The following is a 20,305-nucleotide window of genomic DNA, read 5'->3' as shown; positions in this document are numbered from 1 at the left end:
ATTCACCACGGTAATCGAGAACCCCATGCCTCAACCGCGTCCCTACAAAGTTGCACTCAACGGCTACGGCCGGATTGGTCGTTGCGTCTTGCGTGCGTTGTTCGAGCGAGGCGACAAGGCCGGGTTTGAAATTGTCGCGATCAACGATCTGGCGGACATGGCCAGCATCGAATACCTGACACGCTTCGACTCCACCCATGGCCGGTTCCCCGGCGAAGTGAAAGTCGACGGCGATTGTCTGCATATTAATGGCGACTGCGTGAAGGTCCTGCGCAGTGCCACCCCCGAAGGCATCGATTGGGCATCCCTGGGCATCGATCTGGTGCTGGAGTGCTCCGGCGCTTACCACACTCGCGAAGACGGCCAGCGTTTCCTCGACGCCGGCGCCCCGCGTGTGCTGTTTTCCCAGCCGATGGCCAGCGAGACCGATGTCGACGCCACCATCGTCTACGGCGTGAACCAGGATTGCCTGACCGGCGATGAACTGCTGGTGTCCAACGCGTCCTGCACCACCAACTGCGGCGTGCCGCTGTTGCGCCTGCTGAATCAGGCCATTGGCCTGGATTACGTGTCGATCACCACCATTCACTCGGCGATGAACGATCAGCCGGTCATCGATGCCTATCACCACGAAGACCTGCGCCGCACCCGTTCGGCGTTCCAGTCGGTGATTCCGGTGTCCACCGGTCTGGCGCGTGGTATCGAACGCCTGTTGCCGGAACTTGCCGGACGAATTCAGGCCAAAGCCGTGCGGGTGCCGACAGTCAACGTGTCCTGCCTCGATATCACGATGCAGACCGCCACCGCGACCGACGCCACCGAGGTCAACCGGATCCTGCGCGAAGCCGCCACCAGCGGCCCGCTCAAAGGCCTGCTGGCTTACACCGAGTTACCCCACGCAAGCTGTGATTTCAACCATGACCCACATTCGGCGATCGTCGATGCCAGTCAGACCCGCGTTTCCGGCCCACGGCTGGTGAACATCCTGGCCTGGTTCGACAACGAATGGGGTTTTGCCAACCGAATGCTGGACGTTGCAGAACACTATCTGCAAACAGCAACTTCAAAAAAACCGTAGGAAGTGCGACCCATGACCGTGTTGAAGATGTCCGACCTCGATCTGCAAGGTAAGCGCGTATTGATCCGCGAAGACCTCAACGTCCCAGTCAAGGACGGTGTTGTCACCAGCGATGCGCGTATCCTGGCCTCGCTGCCGACCATCAAGCTGGCCCTGGAAAAAGGCGCGGCCGTGATGGTCTGCTCGCACCTTGGCCGTCCGACCGAAGGCGAGTTCTCGGCCGAGAACAGCCTCAAGCCGGTTGCCGACTACCTGAGCCGTGCCCTGGGCCGTGAAGTGCCGCTGGTGGCCGATTACCTGGGCGGTGTTGACGTCAAGGCCGGCGACATCGTGCTGTTCGAAAACGTGCGCTTCAACAAAGGCGAGAAAAAGAACGCCGACGAACTGGCCAAGCAATACGCCGCCCTGTGCGACGTGTTCGTGATGGATGCCTTCGGCACCGCTCACCGTGCCGAGGGTTCGACCCACGGCGTGGCCAAGTTCGCCAAAGTCGCCGCTGCCGGCCCGCTGCTGGCCGCTGAGCTGGACGCACTGGGCAAGGCCCTGGGCGCCCCGGCCCAGCCGATGGCGGCCATCGTCGCCGGCTCCAAGGTGTCGACCAAACTCGACGTGCTGAACAGCCTGAGCCAGATCTGCGATCAGTTGATCGTCGGCGGCGGCATTGCCAACACCTTCCTGGCCGCTGCCGGTCACCCGGTCGGCAAGTCGCTGTACGAGCCGGACCTGCTCGACACCGCTCGCGCCATCGCCGCCAAAGTCAGCGTGCCGCTGCCAGTGGACGTAGTGGTTGCCAAGGAGTTCGCGGAAAGCGCCGCTGCGACCGTCAAGCTGATCGCTGACGTCGCTGCCGACGACATGATCCTGGACATCGGCCCGCAGACCGCGGCGAACTTCGCCGAACTGCTGAAATCGTCCAAGACCATCCTGTGGAATGGTCCGGTCGGTGTGTTCGAATTCGACCAGTTCGGCAATGGCACCAAAGTGCTGGCCCAGGCCATCGCAGACAGTGCGGCGTTCTCCATTGCCGGCGGTGGCGACACCCTGGCTGCCATCGACAAATATGGCGTGGCCGAGCAGATCTCCTACATTTCTACCGGTGGCGGCGCGTTCCTCGAGTTCGTCGAAGGCAAGGTGCTGCCAGCCGTTGAAGTCCTGGAAAGCCGGGCCAAGGCCTGAGGGTCGCCCGTTTGACCAGGCAAGGGAGTGTTGACATGGTCAAGACGTTAGCGCTGTTGATCGTCGCAAGTTCGTTGGTGGCGTGCGGGAGTAACCCGAAAGCCACTGCGGAACCGGCGCCGTCCGAGTCGGACAAGGGCTGCTACCAGGCCGACTGGCAGGCCGAAACCAACCCGGTGCTCAACAAGCGTTCCGGGCCGGAAGGCCTGGACAAATACGAGACCCGGACGCCCGCCAAGGAACATGGCTGCCCTTGACGGGTCTGACTCATTACTCAGGGCTGGCAGCGTGCGCCGCCAGTCGAGGGACACGGATGAAAGGTTTTATCGCCGTTACGGCGCTGGCGCTGTTGGCCGGTTGTGCTCAGATGAATCAGTTGAACCCGTTCCAGTCGTCCGCGCCTGTGGATAACTGGACCACCTGGACCTGCGACAGCCAGGCCAAAGTGCTGTGGCGCTACACCGACGACAGCCTTAGGGAAGTCGACGTGCGCCTGGGCGGTGCCGATCAGGTCTACCGCTTGAAGCAGGAACCGGGTGCATCGGGTTCGCTGTACAGCAATGACATGCTGGCGTTTCACATAAAAGGTGAGGAAGGCCTGGTTTACTGGGTCGCCACCAATGATTTGATTGGGCGCGGTTGTAAAGCGCAATAAACGGACTACGCCGTACCTGTAGGAGCGAGCCTGCTCGCGATGGTCGTTAACGATAACGCGGGGCACCTGAATGCCCGCGCTGTCTGGGCCACCATCGCGAGCAGGCTCGCTCCCACAGGGTTCCGGGGAAGTTCTTGAGATTTTCGCAACACCGAATTCGCAGCCCGGGCCAACCCCCGATCTGCAATAACTTGAATAGCCGCCGCCGCTACGGCAGGCTGGCACGATTAACGACCCTCAACCGGGAGAGACACACACAATGGCACTTATCAGCATGCGCCAGATGCTGGACCACGCAGCCGAGTTCGGCTACGGCGTTCCAGCCTTCAACGTCAACAACCTTGAGCAGATGCGCGCCATCATGGAAGCCGCTGACAAGACTGACTCCCCGGTGATCGTCCAGGCTTCGGCCGGTGCTCGCAAATACGCCGGTGCACCGTTCCTGCGTCACCTGATCCTGGCGGCAATCGAAGAATTCCCGCACATCCCGGTGTGCATGCACCAGGACCACGGCACCAGCCCTGACGTCTGCCAGCGCTCCATCCAGCTGGGCTTCAGCTCGGTGATGATGGACGGTTCCCTGGGCGAAGACGGCAAGACCCCGACCGACTACGACTACAACGTGCGCGTCACCCAACAGACCGTGGCCATGGCTCACGCCTGCGGCGTTTCGGTAGAGGGCGAGCTGGGTTGCCTGGGTTCGCTGGAAACCGGCATGGCCGGTGAAGAAGACGGCATCGGCGCCGAAGGCGTTCTGGATCACAGCCAGATGCTGACCGACCCGGAAGAAGCCGCTGACTTCGTAAAACGCACTCAGGTTGATGCCCTGGCCATTGCCATCGGCACCAGCCACGGCGCCTACAAGTTCACCAAGCCGCCTACCGGCGACGTGCTGGCGATCGACCGCATCAAGGAAATCCACAAGCGCATTCCGAACACTCACCTGGTGATGCACGGTTCGTCTTCGGTTCCGCAAGAGTGGCTGGCGATCATCAACCAGTACGGCGGCGACATCAAGGAAACCTACGGCGTACCGGTTGAAGAAATCGTCGAAGGCATCAAGCACGGCGTGCGCAAGGTCAACATCGACACCGACCTGCGCCTGGCATCCACTGGCGCCATGCGTCGCCTGATGGCCACCAACCCGAGCGAATTCGACCCGCGTAAATTCTTCGGCGCCACCGTCACCGCCATGCGCGACGTGTGCATCGCTCGCTACGAAGCTTTCGGTACCGCCGGCAACGCTTCGAAGATCAAGCCGATCTCCCTGGAAGGCATGTATCAGCGTTACCTGAAAGGTGAGTTGAACGCCAAGGTCAACTAAGACCATCAGCGTTTCAGTCGCATGAAAAACCCGCAGAAATGCGGGTTTTTTTATTTAAGTTCAGGCGGGCCTGTTATTTCGAATAGTAGGCGACGGTTTTTATAATCTGCAGTATCTGACTTCAATCAATTGTTGGAGTTGGAAAATCATGAAGCAAGTATTCAAAAAAATGACTGTCGCCGGGCTGTTTAGTTTGTTTGCCTTCGCCGGTACCAGCTATGCCGCTGAATCATGCCCCACCGTGAACAACATCACAGCTACACCGATCAGCGAAACCCGCGGATTCAACTATGCAGCCAATTCTATTCGTGGCGGCTGGAAGGGTGAGAATCCTCGAGCAACCGAGTCGTACCTGGATAAAGTCGAGTTCACCTCGGCGGCGATCAGGCAAACCACTGATAATGGCAGCCCCGTCTACTTTATCGCTTGTGACTATGAAGGCGAGGGCCCGGCAGGCGTGCGGATGTCGCAGCGCTTTGCAACACCTGCCAAACCTGTAGGTCCTGCATGGAAGGACGAGTACTGCACGGCTGGTTTGAGCGAGTGTTCGTTCAAATTTGATTAAGTCGTTTTTTATCACACAACTAAGAGCCTTAGATTTAAGGCTCTTAGTTGTGCTAAGTGTTTCTGGATTGTTGGAGCGTTTAATTCTCGACTGGGTGTCACGCTACAACGCGTCCTTAAATGAAGTCGCTATTTGTTGTGATCGATGTCCAGTTTGCTGAACGTCACCTTGCCGCCTTCGCTGGTGTACCCGGTGTTGTCCTGCACATAGACCCCGGCCTTGAAGTACAGCGGCTTGTCGCGCCAGGTGGCGCTGATTTGCGTATCCCACTGATAACCTGCCGCGCTGATGCCCAAGGCGCCACCGGGGCTGAGGTGAATGAGGTAGTTGAACTCCTGGTCGAGTTTCACCCCCGTCGCAACGATGATCACCCGACCTGAAGCGTCACCCGGGTGCATCCGGACCTTGGCGACGATATTGCCCGTACCTGTGCTGGTTTTGTATTGGTATTCGACCTTCACCAGAGGTTTCTGGCTTTGATAGGCATGGATCTGGCCGATGACGACTTTGCCGGAGCTCGGCACCTGGTTCACTGCCAGCGTGGCATACAACAAATTGTCGGCTTCCGGGTAATACCAGTTTTTCAACGTGCCATTGCTGTAGGTTTCACGTAATTCGGTGCGCGGATAAATCGCGTTTTCGGTACGGGAACCGGTCACGGGCGTCCAGAAAAATAATGTGCCGGTATCGGAATGGAAGTATTGATCCTTGAAGCCATCCACCAGTTTGGCGGTTTCGACGGTGTACGGCGGGCTGCCAACGGGAACGCTGAGGTTCCAGGTTGCGAGATCGATCATGTCGGTTCTTCCACTGGGTTCATGCTGCACGGACTTGCCAGAAGCTCTAGGCCGCGCCTTTTGGGCGGCCTTTATAAGCGTAGCGGGGGATTTTGTTAATGCTTGCCTGACGGGTGGTTGACGTCAACATCCTGTCGAAATGCCATCTTTTCCGGTTTTCATCGGACTGAACATTCGACCGTTAGTCGGTAAAAAGACACAATGATTAAATGATGGCTCACTGATACCTTCTGCTTTTGCAGAACGGGGTCTAGAGTGAAGGCACAGTATTTGTCCGGTTTTCACGAGAAACCGGCCTGACACCCCGCAATTAGAGAAGCAGCATGGAATGCGCGCAACCCACGCCAGTAGAAGGCGGCTCAACCCTTTTAGTCGTAGACGATTACCCTGAAAACCTGATCAGCATGCGCGCGTTGTTACAGCGCCAGGGCTGGCGGGTCATTACCGCCACCTCGGGTTTCGAGGCTCTCGGCCTGTTGCTTGAACACGATATCGACCTGGTGCTGCTGGACGTGCAGATGCCGGGCATGGACGGTTATGAAGTGGCGCGCCTGATGCGCGGTAGCCAGCGGACCCGCCTCACGCCGATCATTTTCCTGACCGCCAATGAACAGTCCCAGGACGCGGTGATCAAGGGCTATGCCAGCGGTGCGGTGGATTACCTGTTCAAGCCGTTCGACCCGCAGATCTTCACACCCAAGGTCCAGGCATTGCTCGAACACCAGCGCAACCGCCGGGCCTTGCAGCGCTTGAGTCATGATCTTGAATCCGCCCGGGCCTTTAATGCGTCGGTGCTGGATAACGCGGCCGAAGGCATTCTGGTATTGGGGGAGGACGGTCTGATCGGTTTTGCCAATCCGGCGATGTCGCGGCTGCTCAATGCCCCGGTGCAGGAACTGCAAGGCAAGGAATTTCTGGACTATCTGCAAAAACCCCATGTCCCGGTCTGGGCCGATTCCGAGTTTTTCACGGGCTATAAACGTGGCGAAACCTTGCGCCTGCACGATGCTCTGCTGCGAACGACGCGCGGCCAGCAGGTGCCGGTGGCCTTGTCCTGTGCGCCTTTGCCTGCCGAGCAACATGCAATGGTAGTGACCGTGCTGGACATGTCGGTGGTGCGCCATCTGCATCAGCAACTGGAGTTTCAGGCGGTCACCGATCCGCTGACCGGATTGCTCAACCGCCGCGGTTTCTACCAGACCGTAGAGAACCTGCTGTTGCGCGGTGAGCGTTCCGACAGTTCCTGGGTCTTGATGTATCTGGACCTCGACGGCTTCAAGCGCGTCAATGATTCGCTCGGGCACGATGCCGGCGATCGGGTGCTGCGCTGGGTCTCCGAACAGTTGAAGGCGTGCTTGCGGCCCTTCGACATACTGGCGCGGATGGGCGGCGATGAATTCACCGCGCTGCTGGATCTGGAGTTCCCCGAGCAAGCGGCGAAGATCGCCGAGAAGCTCATCGAGCGCGTGTCGATCTGTCAGCAGGTCGACGGCCTCGATATCGCCCTGGGTGCCAGCATCGGCATTGCTACGTTCCCCGATTGTGGTGCCAATCTCGACGGGATGCTGCGGGCGGCCGACATCGCCATGTACGAAGCCAAGCGTGCCGGGCGTCAGCAATATCGCTTCTACGATCACGAAATGAACGGCCGGGCGCGCTCGCGGCTGATGCTGGAAGACAGTGTGCGCACGGCCATCGAGAACCGGGATTTCAACCTGGTGTATCAGCCTCAGGTTGCGATTGCGGACGGTCGGATTCGTGGTTTCGAGGCCTTGCTGCGCTGGCAGCATCCAAGCGTTGGCGACGTGCCGCCGGGGCTGTTTTTGCCATTGCTGGAAGAGGCGCGGCTGATCAGTCGTCTGGGCAGTTGGATCTACCACAGCAGCGCCGGGCAGCGTAAAGCCTGGGAAACCCTGTTCGCCGAGGATCTGGTGCTCGGCGTCAGCTTGAGCAGTACACAGTTCGGCATGCCCAATCTGGCCACCGAACTGCGCCAGGTGCTGGAGCGCCATGGCTTGCAACCGCGTCATCTGGAGGTCGAGATCACGGAAGAGGCCTTGATGCATCACCCCGAGGAAACCCGCAAGCAGTTACGCCTGTTGCACAATCTGGGCGTACGAGTGGCATTGGATGACTTTGGGGCCGGCCCGTGCTCCCTGTCGCACCTGCGTGACCTGGAGCTGGACACCCTCAAGCTCGACCGCCATTTGATAGCCCGGTTGCCGGACTCGGTACGGGATGCGGCGCTAGTGCGCAGTGTGATCGACCTGTGCAAACAGTTCGGGGTGCTGGTGATTGCCGAAGGGGTGGAAACCGTCGCGCAGTATGAATGGTTGCGGGCCAACGGCTGCGAATATGTGCAAGGCTTTCTGGTGGCCCGGCCGATGATGGCCGAGGACGCCGGGGTCTTTGTACAGCCGTTTGACTGGAGCGCGCTTCCCTGCTGAATTCGCTACACTGGCGACCTTTCAGTGACCTGTATTGCCGCCCCGATGACCGTGTTGAAATATCTCCAGGCCTATCCCGCCACCTTGCAGGATCAGGTGCGCCAGCTGATCGCCGACGGTCGGCTGGGCGATTACCTGAGCCAGCGTTACCCGCAAAAGCACGGTGTGCAGAGCGACAAGGCGCTGTACACCTATGCCCTGGACCTCAAGCAGGAATACCTGCGTAATGCTCCGGCCATCGACAAGGTGCTGTTCGACAACCGCCTGGACCTGACTCACCGTGCCCTTGGCTTGCACACCACGATCTCCCGGGTGCAAGGCGGCAAGCTCAAGTCCAAGAAGGAAATCCGCATCGCTTCGCTGTTCAAGGAAGCGCCTTGCGAGTTCCTGAAAATGATCGTGGTGCATGAGTTGGCGCACTTCAAGGAATCGGACCACAACAAGGCTTTCTACAAACTGTGCGAGCACATGCTGCCGGGGTATCACCAGGTGGAGTTCGATGTGCGGGTGTACCTGACGTGGCGGGATCTGTAGGAGCTGCCGCAGTCTGCGACCTTTTAAGGAGCATCAGATGGACGTGAGCAAGACCAAAAGCAGCTTCTACCGTCGGTTGTATGTGGCGTACCTGATCGACAGCGGACTGGCCAGCAGCGTCCCGGCGCTTACCGAAGTGACCGGCATGCCCCGGCGCACGGCGCAGGACACCATAGCGGCGTTGGCGGATCTGGATATCGTCTGTGAATTCGAGCAGGAAGAGGGCGCGCGCAACCATGCGGGGCGCTATCGGATTCGCGAGTGGGGTGCGATTGATCGCGGCTGGATCGAGCGTAATCTGCGGCAGATCAAGGCGGTGCTGGAGTATCCCTGAAATCTGTAGTGTCTGAGCCGACGCCTTCGCGGGCAAGCCCGCTCCCACACTGGAATGCGGTCCCCTGTGGGAGCGGGCTTGCTCGCGAAGAGGCCCTCAAGGACGACGCATGCCAATGTGTGGAATGCCATCTTCCACATACTCCTCACCCGCCACGACAAACCCATAGCGCCCGTAATACCCCTGCAAATGCGCCTGGGCCGAAAGGTAGACCGGCAGGCCGGGCCAGTACTTCTCGATCTGTTTCAACGCCTGGTCCATCAGTTCATGCCCCAGGCCCACGCCGCGTGCCTGCGGGGCAATGATCACCCGCCCGATCACCACGTCGCCGCCCTGCGATTGCGGGTCAAGCAACCGCAGGTAGGCCACCAGCCGGTTACCGTCCCAGGCCATCACGTGGCAGGTGTCGCCATCCAGGTCCTGGCCATCGATATCCTGGTAAACGCATTTCTGTTCGACGACGAACACTTCCGCGCGCAGCTGCAAAATGGCGTACAGCTGCTCCTTGCCCAGGTCACTGTGATGTTTGCAGATCCAATCGACTGTCATGTTTTGATTCCCTGAAAACGTCGTTCCGATACTAAGCGCACTCACGCCAGAAGTCTTTATGGCGGAAGAATCTGTGACAAAGGCCAAAATGCCATCATTCATTTCTCGCGTGGATGTCTTCTTTGTGTAATCTGGATCGAAGCGCTGTGCTATGGCTTCGATGAGCTAATGTTGAGTACCCGGGTATTGCCGGATCAGGGGCCTTGGGGTTTTGGCTGAAAACACGTCGGGCAATCGCCCGCTAAGGATTTTCTAGCATGCCGCGATTGCATCGAGCTTTTGCCTTGATTGGATTGCTGTTGCTGGTTCAGGGGGCGGCGGCAGAAAAACTGCGGTTGGTCGCCGATGCCTGGCCACCCTTTACCGATGCCACGCTCGTCAACGGTGGTCTGGCCACGGACATTGTCAGTACCGCGCTCGCCAGGGCCGGCTATGCCAGTGAGTTTGAACAAGTGCCCTGGGCGCGGGCCTTGATGGGATTGGGTGAGGGCCGATACGACGTGCTGGTCAACGCCTGGTACACCGAGGAGCGTACAAGACTCGGCCAGTTTTCCGGCGAATACCTGCTCAACCGCGTACGCTTTCTCAAGCGTAAAGACGCGCCCATCGAATTCAATAACCTGCAGCAATTGCACACTTATCCGATTGCCATCGTGCGCGGTTACGCCTATTCGCCTGGGTTCGACAATGATGACTCGTTGCAGAAAGTCCCCGTGCACAGCTTCGCCATGGCCGTGCGTATGGTCGCTGCCGACCGGGTCAAACTGACGCTGGAAGATGAGTACGTCGCCCGTTATTACCTGGCCCGCGAGTCACCCAAGGTACGAAACGCCGTGGAATTCCTGCCCAAGGCTTTGAGCGAGAACAGCCTGCATATTCTGGTCAGCCTGAAGAACCCGCAGCATGAGCAGATCGTTGCCGGATTCGACCGGGAGATCGCGGCGATGAAGGCGGACGGGAGTTATGAAAAGTTGATGAAGCAGCATGGGATGTGAGTGGGTTGTGCCAGTTTCTGTACTGTTGCTGATGGCCTCTTCGCGGGCAAGCCCGCTCCCACAGTGGGCGAGGGTGAACACAAATCTTGTGACCATCAGATAACCCTGTGGGAGCGGGCTTGCCCGCGAAGAGGCCGGTACAGCCAGCCTGAATCTCAATCCTCACTCGTATCCTTGATGAGATGCGCCGCCAGTGTCCGCAACGGCCCGAGCTGCCGGCAGATCAATGCCAACTGCGTCTGCACCAGCCGCTGGCCTTCATCGATTTCATCCGGCATCTGTTCCAGCTCATTGGCCAGTGCTTCTTCTTCATCGCTCTGAATCGCAATCGAAGTCTTGCTCGCCAGCCCTTGGGCGATCTCGTCGATGCTGGCAGCCAGTTTCACCCCGGCCCCCTCGATCAACTGTTCACGCACGTCTGCCGGCAGTGGGGTTTCCCGGTGCGCACCCAGGCCCGACAGGTAACTGAGCAGCGTGTGCGACAGCACCAGGAAGCGGAAGCCCACGTCCGCTTCCTTTCGGAAATGCCCCGGCTCCATCAGCATATTGGCCAGCGTGGTCGACAGCGCCGCGTCGGCGTTGTGCGCGTTGCGGCGGGCCAGGCGGTAGGCCAGGTCGTCGCTTTTGCCCGCCGCGTACTGCTGCATGATCTGGCGCAGGTAAATGCTGTTGCAGGCCAGGGTGTTGGCCAGCACTTTGTTCAGGCGCCGGCCTTGCCAGTCCGGGAGGAACAGGAACACCGCCAGCCCGGCGATCAGGCTGCCGAGCAAGGTATCGAACAGCCGTGGCAGGAACAATCCGTAACCGTCGCCCACCTGGTTGAAGCAGAACAGCACCATCAGGGTGATTGCCGCCGTCGCCAGGGTGTAGCGGGTGGTGCGGTTGGTAAAGAACACCACCCCGGCAGCAATGGCGAAGCACGACTGGATCAGCGGGTTCGGGAACAGGTCGAACAGCGCCCAGGCCAGCGTCAGGCCGATGGCAGTGCCAATGATCCGTTGACCGAGTTTGCGGCGGGTGGCGCCGTAGTTCGGTTGGCAGACGAACAGCGTCGTGAGGATAATCCAGTAGCCCTGGGACGGGTGGATCAAATGCACCATGGCGTAGCCGATGCTCAACGCCAGGGGCAATCGCAGGGCATGACGGAACAGCAAGGAGGTCGGCGTCAGCTGCGTGCGCAGGCGAACCCACACGTCCTTGAGGTTGCGTGGCGAACGGTCGAGCAAGCTGCTGTCGGTGGCGTCGGCCAGGGCGTCGGGGTTGCTGGCATCGCTGAGCAAGCGGTCGAGGGTGCCGAGGTTGGCCGCCAGTGCCCGCAGCGAACGCAGCAGGCCGCGCCAGGCCGGGTTGCTCTGGATGCGCAGGTGTTCGAGAGAGGCATCCAGATCGCTGAGAGCCTCGGTGAAACTGGCGTCATAGGTGAACGGTTGACGCATTTGGATCGATTCGGCCAGGGCACGGCAGGCTTTGCCTTGCTGACGCAACAGGCGTTGGCAGCGGAACATGACGTCACTGTGGAAAAACGCTTCTGCGAGTGCGTTGTACGGATAGTGTGAAGAGCTGGCGCGTTCGTGGATGTCCTGGGCGAGGAAGTACAGTTTCAGGTAGCGGCTGACCTTCGACCCCGGGCGCCCGTTGCCGACCCGGTGCAGGATGATTTCCTTGGCGGCATTCAGTGCCGCCACCACTCGACCGTTCTGCTGGGCCAGTTCCAGGCGCCGCGCTTCCACGTCCATCTGCCGGATCGGCTCGAACAGTGAAGATTTCAGCTTCAGGTAATAGCCCAGCTCGCGGAACAGCCGCGCCAGGCTCTGCTGCACCGGCTGATTGGAAAACAGTGCCTGCCACAACACCGACAGCAGGCCATACCAGGCGGCACCGGCCACCAGCAGCACCGGCTCGTGCCAGACGTCGGTCACCGCGCCGCCACGCTGGTCCACGCCGATCATGGTGTAGACCGACAGGATCAAGGTTGCCGAAGCAATCGCGCCATAGCGCTCGCCGAGGGCACCGAGCATGGTCAGGCAGAACGCGGCCAGGGCGAAAGCGATGATAAACAGCGAGGGGTAGGGGAAGAGCAGTTCGACGGACAGGGCAGCGACAGCGAAACACACCAGTGTCACCGCCAGCGCGTTGAGACGACCCTGCCAGCTGTCATCGGTCTCGGCCAGGGCACTGGCGATAATCCCCAGGAACAACGGGATCAGCAGGCCCATTTCGTCCTGGTACCAACACAGCGCCATGGTGCCGGTCAGGGCAATGAATACCCGCACGCTGTAGCTGAATTTATCCAGCGCCCAAAGGCGCCGCAGAGACTGGCGGAACGAAGTCGATGACATGAAGTGCGAAGGCCTTCCGAGGCAATGACGCTAAATTGAGCCACTAATGACGCCGACGCAATGGCGCCGATCACATCAGACAGCAAAATCTGTTCCCTTGAGCATTGGTGATCTGGGTTGATCACAAGTTTTGTGGCTGGCCTGGAAACCTGTGGGAGCGAGCTTGCTCGCGATGAGGCCATAACATTCAACAGAGATGTTGACTGATAGGCCGCCATCGCGAGCAAGCTCGCTCCCACAGGGGGATTGTGTAGGTTTCTGGATCAGACGTACTGCGCCGCCGCGTAGCCCGAAGCCCAGGCCCACTGGAAGTTGAATCCGCCCAGATGCCCGGTGACATCCAGCACTTCACCGATGAAATACAGGCCCGGGCTTTTCAGCGATTCCATGGTCTTGGACGACACTTCATTGGTGTTGACGCCGCCCAGGGTCACCTCGGCGGTGCGATAACCTTCGGTGCCCGCCGGCACGACTTTCCAGCTCGCCAGTTTCTCGGCGATGTCAGCCAGTTCCGCGTGGGTGTACTGCTTCATCGGTTTGGAGACGAACCAGTTGTCCGCCAGCAGGTTGGCCATCTTCTTGGTGAAGATTTCACCGAGCAGGGTTTTCAGCTCGCTGTTGGGGCGTTCGGCCTGTTGCTGTTGCAGCCAGCCCGGCACGTCGTGATCCGGCATCAGGTTGATCTCGACGGTATCGCCGGACTCCCAGAACGACGAGATCTGCAAGATCGCCGGGCCGCTGAGGCCGCGGTGGGTAAACAGGATGTTCTCGCGGAAGCTCTGGTCGTTGCAGCTCACCAGGCAATCCACCGAGGTACCGGACAACTCGGTGCACAACACCTTGAGCTGATCGGTGATGGTGAATGGCACCAGGCCGGCGCGGGTCGGCAGCAGCTCGTGGCCGAACTGCCTGGCCACCTGGTAACCGAAGCCGGTGGCGCCCAGCGTCGGGATCGACAGACCGCCGGTGGCGATCACCAGGGATTCGCAGGTGATCTGGTCGAGCGTCGTGTCCAGCAAATAGCCCTTCTCAAGCTTCTCGATGGTCTGGATAGAGGTGTCCAGGTGCAGGCTGACGCCGACCTGGTCGCACTCGTTCAGCAGCATTTCGAGGATGTCGCTGGATTTGTTATCGCAGAACAACTGGCCGAGTTTTTTCTCGTGGTACGGCACGCCGTGCTTGGCCACCATGCCGATGAAATCCCACTGGGTGTAACGAGCCAGGGCGGATTTGCAGAAATGGGCATTCTGCGAGAGAAAATTGCCCGGTTCCGTGTACATGTTGGTGAAATTGCAGCGGCCACCGCCGGACATCAGGATTTTCTTGCCAGCCTTGTTCGCGTGGTCGAGCAGCAGCACCTTGCGCCCGCGCCCGGCGGCGGTCAGCGCACACATCAACCCTGCGGCGCCAGCGCCAATGATCACGACTTCGGTAGAGCGCAAAACGGTGTCCTCTTGATGATTCACCACAAAACAAACCTGTAGGAGCGAGCCTGCTCGCGATGGACGTCAACGATAACGCGGGGTGTCTGATACCCAGCGGTGTTCTGTCGTCCATCGCGAGCAGGCTCGCTCCTACAGGGGGCGATGCGTTTTTACAGGATGCGCACGCGCAACGAACGGCCTTTGATCTTGCCGTCGTTCAAGCGCTGCAGGGCCTGTTTGGCGACGCCGCGCTCCACGGCCACATAGGCCTGGAAGTCGAAAATCGCGATCTTGCCGACCTGGGCGCCGGGGATGCCGGCGTCGCCGGTCAGTGCGCCAAGAATGTCGCCCGGACGGACCTTGTCCTTGCGGCCGCCAGCGATGCACAGGGTGCTCATCTGCGGCAACAGCGGACCACCGCCCTTGGAGGTGAGGTTGTCCACCTGATCCCAGGTCAGCGGTGTTTTCTGCAATTGCTCGATGGCTTGTGCACGCTGCGCTTCGGATGGCGCCACCAGGCTGATAGCCAGGCCTTTCTCACCGGCGCGGCCGGTACGGCCGACGCGGTGGATGTGGATTTCCGAATCGCGGGCCAGCTCGACGTTGATCACCATGTCCAGGGAATCGATGTCCAGACCACGGGCAGCGACGTCGGTGGCGACCAGTACCGAAGTACTGCGGTTGGCGAACATCGCCAGCACCTGGTCGCGGTCGCGCTGTTCCAGATCACCGTGCAGGCCAACGGCGGAGATGCCTTTGGCGGTCAGGTGATCGACGGTTTCCTGAACCTGTTGCTTGGTGAAGCAGAAGGCTACGCAGGACGCCGGGCGGAAGTGGCCAAGTACCTTGGTCACCGCACTCATGCGGTCATCCGGGGAGATTTCGTAGAAGCGCTGCTCGATCTGCGTGTCGTCGTGGAACGCTTCGGCCTTCACTTGCTGCGGGTTGCGCATGAACTTCGAGGCCAGCTGCTTGATGCCCACCGGGTAGGTCGCGGAGAACAGCAGGGTCTGGCGACGTTCCGGGGCCTGCATGATGATTTCTTCGATGGAGTCGTAGAAACCCATGTCGAGCATGCGGTCGGCTTCGTCGAGGATCAGGGTGTTGAGGCCGTGAAGGACCAGCGAGCCCTTGCGCAGGTGCTGCTGGATGCGCCCCGGAGTACCGACGATGATGTGCGCGCCGTGCTCCAGCGAAGCGATCTGCGGGCCGAGGGACACGCCGCCGCACAGGGTCAGGACCTTGATGTTGTCTTCGGCACGGGCCAGGCGACGGATTTCCTTGGCGACCTGGTCGGCCAGCTCGCGGGTCGGGCACAGGATCAGTGCCTGGCAACCGAAGTAGCGCGGATTGATCGGGTTCAGCAGGCCGATGCCGAAGGCCGCGGTCTTGCCGCTGCCGGTCTTGGCCTGGGCGATCAGGTCCATCCCTTTGAGGATCACCGGCAAGCTTTGCGCCTGGATCGGCGTCATCTGGGCATAACCGAGGGATTCGAGGTTAGCCAGCATGGCGGCAGACAGCGGCAAAGTATTAAATTCGGTGGCGATGGTGGTCACGGGACTGGCCTGCAAAACAAAATGTCGCGCAGTGTACCAGTCCAGTGGCCATTCGCCCTAAGGCTCTATGTGTTCTTCCGGACGCTTAACTCGCCGTCCGTCATTTTTTGACAGTTGCGAGAAGATCGTAGCGGCCAGCATCGCCATGATTCCCACGGTCACGAAGGTCAATTGGAATGCCCCCAGGACCGTTTCCACGCCATCATTACCAATCTCCGCCGTAAAGCCGCCGAGCAACGCACCGGCACAGGCAACGCCCAGGCTCAGGGACAATTGCGCGACCACCGACAACAGGCTGTTGCCGCTGCTGGCACTGGCGTCGTCGAGGTCGATCAGGGTCACGGTGTTCATCGCGGTGAACTGCAGGGAGTTGATCGCGCCAAGGATCGCCAGCAGGCACAGCAGCAGCCAATACGGCGTCTGCTCGCTGACCAGGCCCATGCTCGCGAGCATGATGCCCAGTGCCAGGGTGTTGCCGGTCAGCACGATGCGGTAACCCAGACGCTCGATCAGCGGCCGCGCCACCCACTTGGCGATCATCGCCGCAGCGGCCAGCGGCAGCATGCTCATCCCGGCCTGGGACGGCGAGTAGCCCAGCGCCACTTGCAGCAGCAACGGCACCAGAAAGGGCAGGGCGCCGCTGCCGAGGCGGGCGAACAGGTTGCCGAGAATGCCCACGGCAAAGGTTCGGGTCTTGAACAGCGACGGCGCGAACAACGGGTTTTCGATGTGCCCGGCGCGCAGCCAGTACGCCGCCAGGCACGCCATGCCACCGAACAGCAGCAACATTACCCGCAGGTGCGGCAGGTGCAACTCGCCCAGGCCTTCCATGGCGATGGTGATCAGAATCATCGCCGCGCCGAATAGCACGAAGCCCAGGCTGTCGAAACGGGTGCGTTCCGAGCCGCGCAGGTCCGGGATGAATTTCCATACGGCGTAGCAACCGACCAGCCCCACCGGCAGGTTGATCAGGAAGATCCAGTGCCAGGTCAGGTACTGCACCATCCAGCCGCCCATGGTCGGGCCGATCAGCGGGCCGAGCAGCCCGGGAATGGTGATGAAGCCCATGATCCGCACCAGTTCCGAGCGCGGGTAGGCGCGCAGCACCACCAGCCGCCCGACCGGCAGCATCAACGCTCCGCCCAGGCCCTGGATCACCCGGGCGCCGATCAGCAGGCTCAGGCTGCTCGACAATGCGCAGAGCAACGAGCCGAGACTGAACAGCAGGATTGCGCTGAAGAAGATCTTCCTGGTGCCAAAACGGTCGGCGATCCAGCCCGAAGCCGGGATCAGCAAGGCGACCGTGAGCATGTAGGCGATGATCACCCCCTGCATGCGCAATGGGTCCTCGGCCAGGTCGCGGGCCATGGCCGGCAGGGCGGTGTTGAGGATCGTCCCGTCGAGGGACTGCATGAAGAAGGCTATGGCGACGACCCAGGGTATCCAGCGGGCGGTGACAGCGTCGAGAGGCGGGCGGTTGGGCATGGGACCTCTTGTGGTGGTCAGGTAACCGGACCCTGTGGGAGCGGGCTTGCCCGCGAAGAGGCCGTAACATTCAACATCAATGTCGACTGATCCGCCGCTTTCGCGGGCAAGCCCGCTCCCACAGGTATTGCGTTTACAGGGTCAGAGTCAACCGGCTGACCAACGCTCCCGGCAACAACGCCGAAGCCGTCGCCCGCTGGCTGTATGTACTCGCCGACAGCAACAACTCCCGCTCCGCGGTCAACGCTTCCAGCCGCGAACCGAGCAGGCTGAAGGCGCTGTCATCAAAGCGCATGGTGTTGACCGGTGCCTGAATCTCGCCGTTCTCGACCCAGAACGTGGCAAAACGGGTCATGCCGGTCAGGCGTGCGGCCGGTTGATCCGAAAAGTTCAGGTACCACAGGTTGCTGATGTACAGCCCCGTACCCAACTGCTTGAGGATGTCCGCGCCAGGCAATGTCCCCGCTTGCATGTTCAGCGCGCTCGGGGATTCACCGCCGCTGGCGCCGTTGGCGGTCAAACCGTATTCCGCGGCGCTGCGCGAACTCACCAGTTGTGCCCCGGCCTTGCCGTTGACGATCAACCCCAGGTCGCTGCGCGGATAACCTTCATCGGAAAACGCCGGGCTCAGTGAGCCGCTGACTTTTTCGTCCAGCGAGACCAGCGGGCTGAACGCGCTGTCGCCACCGTAGAGCCTTTGCAGCGGGCTGCTTTTGCTGGCAATCGACTGTGCCGAGAACCCCCCCCAGCACAGCATGCCCATGATCTCTTCCAGCGCCGCCGGTGCCAGGTAAGCGCGGTACTGGCCGGGCGCCAAAGTGCGTAGCGGCCGCCCCAGAAACTCAAGCTGCTCGCGGGCTTGCTCGAAGCGTTTGGCAAAGCCTTCGCTGTTCCAGTCCTGCCCGGCATAGCTGGCCTTTACCGCCTGGCCGTTCTCGTGGAACAGGCTGAAGTCGAAATTGAAACTGTTGGCCTGATGCCAGCCGAAGGCGCCCGAAGAACTGGCAAAACCACGACTGATCGGTCCGGCAGCGTAGAAACCGACAAGATCCAGGCCTTCGGCGGCCTGGGTGATTTGCGCGACCACCTGTTCGGTGTCCGGCAGCGGTTGGGCCTGCACGTTGTTGCTCTGCCAGCCATTGTGGTTGAGCAGCAGATACGGGTCTGGAGGCAACAACGGCAAGGTATCGCGCAGCTGTTGCAGGCCTTCGTTCAAACGTTGCAGATCAACCTGGGGATCGCCGGCCAACGTGATTTGCAGATCGGCATGGCGGCCTTCGTTGATCAGTTTCAGGCCGATGCTCGCCTGCTGCACCTGACCGGCCTGACGCACCTTGGCGTGGTTGAAACGTATGAAGGCCGAGGATTCGGCGGCGTAGCTGAGGGTGAACTGTTCGGGCTCGTGAAGCGCTGCACGCAGGCTGTTGACCAGCGCCTTGAACGATGCGGACTGGCTGATTGACGGATGCATCAGGCGTCTCCTCCGAATACATCAACGTTACTGAACACGCAGGCCGGTGACGCGTGGCCGACGCGGATCACCTGGTTCGGCTCGCCCTTACCGCAATTCGGTGTGCCGAGGACCTTGAAGGTACTGGCATCGCCGACGGCGCTGAGGCTTTTCCAGAACTGCGCGGAGATGCCCCTGTAATTGGGATTCTTTACCACGCCCTTGAGTTCGCCGTTTTCTATCAGTTGGCCCCATTCGCAGCCGAACTGGAATTTATTGCGGGCATCGTCGATCGACCAGGAACGGTTGGTCGACATCAGCACGCCGTGCTCGATACCGCCGATCAGCTGCTCGATGGACTGATCGCCCGGCTCGATGTTGAGGTTGGCCATGCGATCGATCGGCGGACGGTTCCAGCCGCAGGCGCGACTGTTGGCGACGCCGTCCATGCCGGCACGGAATTGCGACAACGCACCGCCCAGCGGGCGCAGCAACAGGCCTTCACGGATTAGGAACTGTTTGCTGGCGGGCGTGCCGTCGTCGTCATGGCCATAGCTGGCGAGTTCTTCGGGGATCTCCGGGTCGAAGGTCACGTTGAGCAGGCCGGAGCCGTATTGCAGTCGGCCGAAATCCTCGGCTTTGACGAAACTGGTGCCGGCGTAATTGCGTTCGTCTCCCAGAATGCGGTCCAGCTCCAGCGGATGGCCGATGGATTCGTGGATTTGCAGCATCATCTGGTCGGGCATCAGCAGCAGGTCGCGCTTGCCTTGCGGTGTGTTTGGCGCCAGCAGCAGTTGCAGCGCCTGATCAGCCACCTGGGCGCCGGCACCGATCAGGCCGCAGCGGCTGATAACGTCTGCCGCGCCTTGCTGGCCGAAGTTCTCGCGCCCCAGGCTGCGGGTCTGGCTGTCGTTGCCGTCGTAGGCCGTGACGTCCAGGCCGGGGTACACAAAGCGTTGCGCCTGGCGCAGTTCGGCACCGGCGCTATTGAGATAAATCTGCTCGACGTGAGTGATGCCGAGGCTGACCTGCCAGTTCACCAGACGCTCGTCCCTGGGCACGGCGGCCGACTCGGCGCCGAGCAGTTGGTAGCAGTCGTTCAGTGACGGGAAGGGCTGGTCGAGGTTCGGCGAAAAATAATCGGCACGGTCGCTGGAAACAGCCTGCGAACGCAGGTCCAGCAAGGCGTGGGGCTTGAGTCGACGGGCCTGGAGTTCGGCGCGCTCGAGGGCGGCCTGCAGGCCTTGTTGTGACAGATCGTTGGTCGCCGCATAAGCCTCGACGCCATTGACCCGCACGGTCAGCATTGCCCCTTCGTCACGGCTCAGGCTCGGCGGTTCTGCGACGTTCTTGCGCACCGACAGGTACTGCCCGGATTCGCGCACATAACGCAGGGAAAAGAATTCAGCACCCGTGCGCAAGGCAGCGAAGCGCTGCTTGAGCTGGGGGTAGAAGTCGAACATTCGTGAACCTCCTGGGTATGGAGTGGCGATGGCGCGGTGCTGCGAGGGGAAGGGGTGAAACGATTGCGTGGCGCTAGATTAGGCCTGCGAGGGGGGGAGGATCAAGGGTGGTGCGGTGTTGGGAGGGATTACTG

General features: G+C 60.7%; 18 protein-coding genes. 10 read left to right on the top strand and 8 right to left on the bottom strand.

All coding sequences use genetic code 11. The annotated features are described in order from the left end of the window. The first annotated feature begins 25 nt into the window (after positions 1-25). From epd to AC07YV_RS08275, 6 genes are all read left to right on the top strand, one after another. On the top strand, positions 26-1,078 hold the full coding sequence (gene epd / locus AC07YV_RS08300) for an erythrose-4-phosphate dehydrogenase (protein ID WP_007975463.1): 1,053 nt from the start codon (positions 26-28) through the stop codon (positions 1,076-1,078). Positions 1,079-1,090: 12 nt separating this feature from the next. Then, positions 1,091-2,254: a phosphoglycerate kinase gene (locus AC07YV_RS08295; RefSeq protein WP_102699237.1), complete on the top strand. Its 1,164-nt coding sequence runs from the start codon at positions 1,091-1,093 to the stop codon at positions 2,252-2,254. A 35-nt stretch (positions 2,255-2,289) separates the two neighbouring features. Next, positions 2,290-2,511, top strand: a complete 222-nt coding sequence (locus AC07YV_RS08290; protein WP_102673433.1) for a hypothetical protein — start codon at positions 2,290-2,292, stop codon at positions 2,509-2,511. 56 nt (positions 2,512-2,567) lie between these two features. Beyond that, positions 2,568-2,909: an MliC family protein gene (locus AC07YV_RS08285; protein WP_102699236.1), complete on the top strand. Its 342-nt coding sequence runs from the start codon at positions 2,568-2,570 to the stop codon at positions 2,907-2,909. A gap of 259 nt (positions 2,910-3,168) precedes the next feature. After that, positions 3,169-4,233, top strand: a complete 1,065-nt coding sequence (fba, locus tag AC07YV_RS08280) for a class II fructose-bisphosphate aldolase (protein WP_007975467.1) — start codon at positions 3,169-3,171, stop codon at positions 4,231-4,233. A gap of 148 nt (positions 4,234-4,381) precedes the next feature. Next, positions 4,382-4,798: a DUF3757 domain-containing protein gene (locus tag AC07YV_RS08275; RefSeq protein WP_102699235.1), complete on the top strand. Its 417-nt coding sequence runs from the start codon at positions 4,382-4,384 to the stop codon at positions 4,796-4,798. A gap of 128 nt (positions 4,799-4,926) precedes the next feature. Here AC07YV_RS08275 and AC07YV_RS08270 read toward each other — a convergent pair whose 3' ends face one another. Next, a complete protein-coding gene (locus tag AC07YV_RS08270; protein ID WP_102699234.1) occupies positions 4,927-5,595 on the bottom strand; it encodes a polysaccharide lyase family 7 protein in 669 nt (222 codons plus the stop codon). A 323-nt stretch (positions 5,596-5,918) separates the two neighbouring features. On the opposite strand from AC07YV_RS08270, the gene AC07YV_RS08265 reads away from it, so the two are divergent. The 3 genes from AC07YV_RS08265 to AC07YV_RS08255 are packed head-to-tail and all read left to right on the top strand — an operon-like array spanning position 5,919 to position 8,910. Beyond that, positions 5,919-8,042 (top strand): putative bifunctional diguanylate cyclase/phosphodiesterase, encoded by a 2,124-nt coding sequence (locus tag AC07YV_RS08265; protein ID WP_102699233.1) that lies wholly within the window; start codon positions 5,919-5,921, stop codon positions 8,040-8,042. A 45-nt stretch (positions 8,043-8,087) separates the two neighbouring features. Then, complete coding sequence (locus AC07YV_RS08260; protein WP_102699232.1) at positions 8,088-8,576, top strand: YgjP-like metallopeptidase domain-containing protein; 489 nt, start codon at positions 8,088-8,090, stop codon at positions 8,574-8,576. 37 nt (positions 8,577-8,613) lie between these two features. After that, positions 8,614-8,910, top strand: coding sequence for a winged helix-turn-helix domain-containing protein (locus AC07YV_RS08255; RefSeq protein WP_007894945.1), 297 nt, complete (start codon positions 8,614-8,616; stop codon positions 8,908-8,910). A 96-nt stretch (positions 8,911-9,006) separates the two neighbouring features. On the opposite strand, the gene AC07YV_RS08250 is transcribed toward AC07YV_RS08255, so the two are convergent. After that, positions 9,007-9,459 (bottom strand): GNAT family N-acetyltransferase, encoded by a 453-nt coding sequence (locus AC07YV_RS08250; protein ID WP_102699231.1) that lies wholly within the window; start codon positions 9,457-9,459, stop codon positions 9,007-9,009. A gap of 257 nt (positions 9,460-9,716) precedes the next feature. On the opposite strand from AC07YV_RS08250, the gene AC07YV_RS08245 reads away from it, so the two are divergent. Further along, entirely contained in the window at positions 9,717-10,454 is a 738-nt protein-coding gene (locus tag AC07YV_RS08245) for a substrate-binding periplasmic protein (RefSeq protein ID WP_102699230.1), read from the top strand. Between the two features lie 155 nt (positions 10,455-10,609). On the opposite strand, the gene yccS is transcribed toward AC07YV_RS08245, so the two are convergent. The 6 genes from yccS to AC07YV_RS08215 all read right to left on the bottom strand — a co-directional run bounded on the left by yccS (position 10,610) and on the right by AC07YV_RS08215 (position 20,171). Then, positions 10,610-12,793 (bottom strand): YccS family putative transporter, encoded by a 2,184-nt coding sequence (gene yccS / locus AC07YV_RS08240; RefSeq protein ID WP_102699229.1) that lies wholly within the window; start codon positions 12,791-12,793, stop codon positions 10,610-10,612. Between the two features lie 263 nt (positions 12,794-13,056). Then, positions 13,057-14,235: a BaiN/RdsA family NAD(P)/FAD-dependent oxidoreductase gene (locus AC07YV_RS08235; RefSeq protein ID WP_102699317.1), complete on the bottom strand. Its 1,179-nt coding sequence runs from the start codon at positions 14,233-14,235 to the stop codon at positions 13,057-13,059. Between the two features lie 152 nt (positions 14,236-14,387). Continuing rightward, on the bottom strand, positions 14,388-15,725 hold the full coding sequence (gene dbpA, locus AC07YV_RS08230) for an ATP-dependent RNA helicase DbpA (RefSeq protein WP_238540823.1): 1,338 nt from the start codon (positions 15,723-15,725) through the stop codon (positions 14,388-14,390). A gap of 105 nt (positions 15,726-15,830) precedes the next feature. After that, positions 15,831-17,258, bottom strand: a complete 1,428-nt coding sequence (gene mdtD / locus AC07YV_RS08225; protein ID WP_007975478.1) for a multidrug transporter subunit MdtD — start codon at positions 17,256-17,258, stop codon at positions 15,831-15,833. A gap of 133 nt (positions 17,259-17,391) precedes the next feature. Further along, positions 17,392-18,729, bottom strand: coding sequence for a TldD/PmbA family protein (locus tag AC07YV_RS08220; protein ID WP_102699227.1), 1,338 nt, complete (start codon positions 18,727-18,729; stop codon positions 17,392-17,394). After that, complete coding sequence (locus AC07YV_RS08215; RefSeq protein WP_102699226.1) at positions 18,729-20,171, bottom strand: TldD/PmbA family protein; 1,443 nt, start codon at positions 20,169-20,171, stop codon at positions 18,729-18,731. The genes AC07YV_RS08220 and AC07YV_RS08215 overlap by 1 nt, the downstream gene beginning before the upstream one ends. Positions 20,172-20,305 lie beyond the last annotated feature (134 nt).

The organism is Pseudomonas sp. GW456-E7 (genome assembly GCF_059424105.1).
Note: the sequence above shows the minus strand (reverse complement) of the source record. Positions and strands in the feature narration are given on the sequence as shown.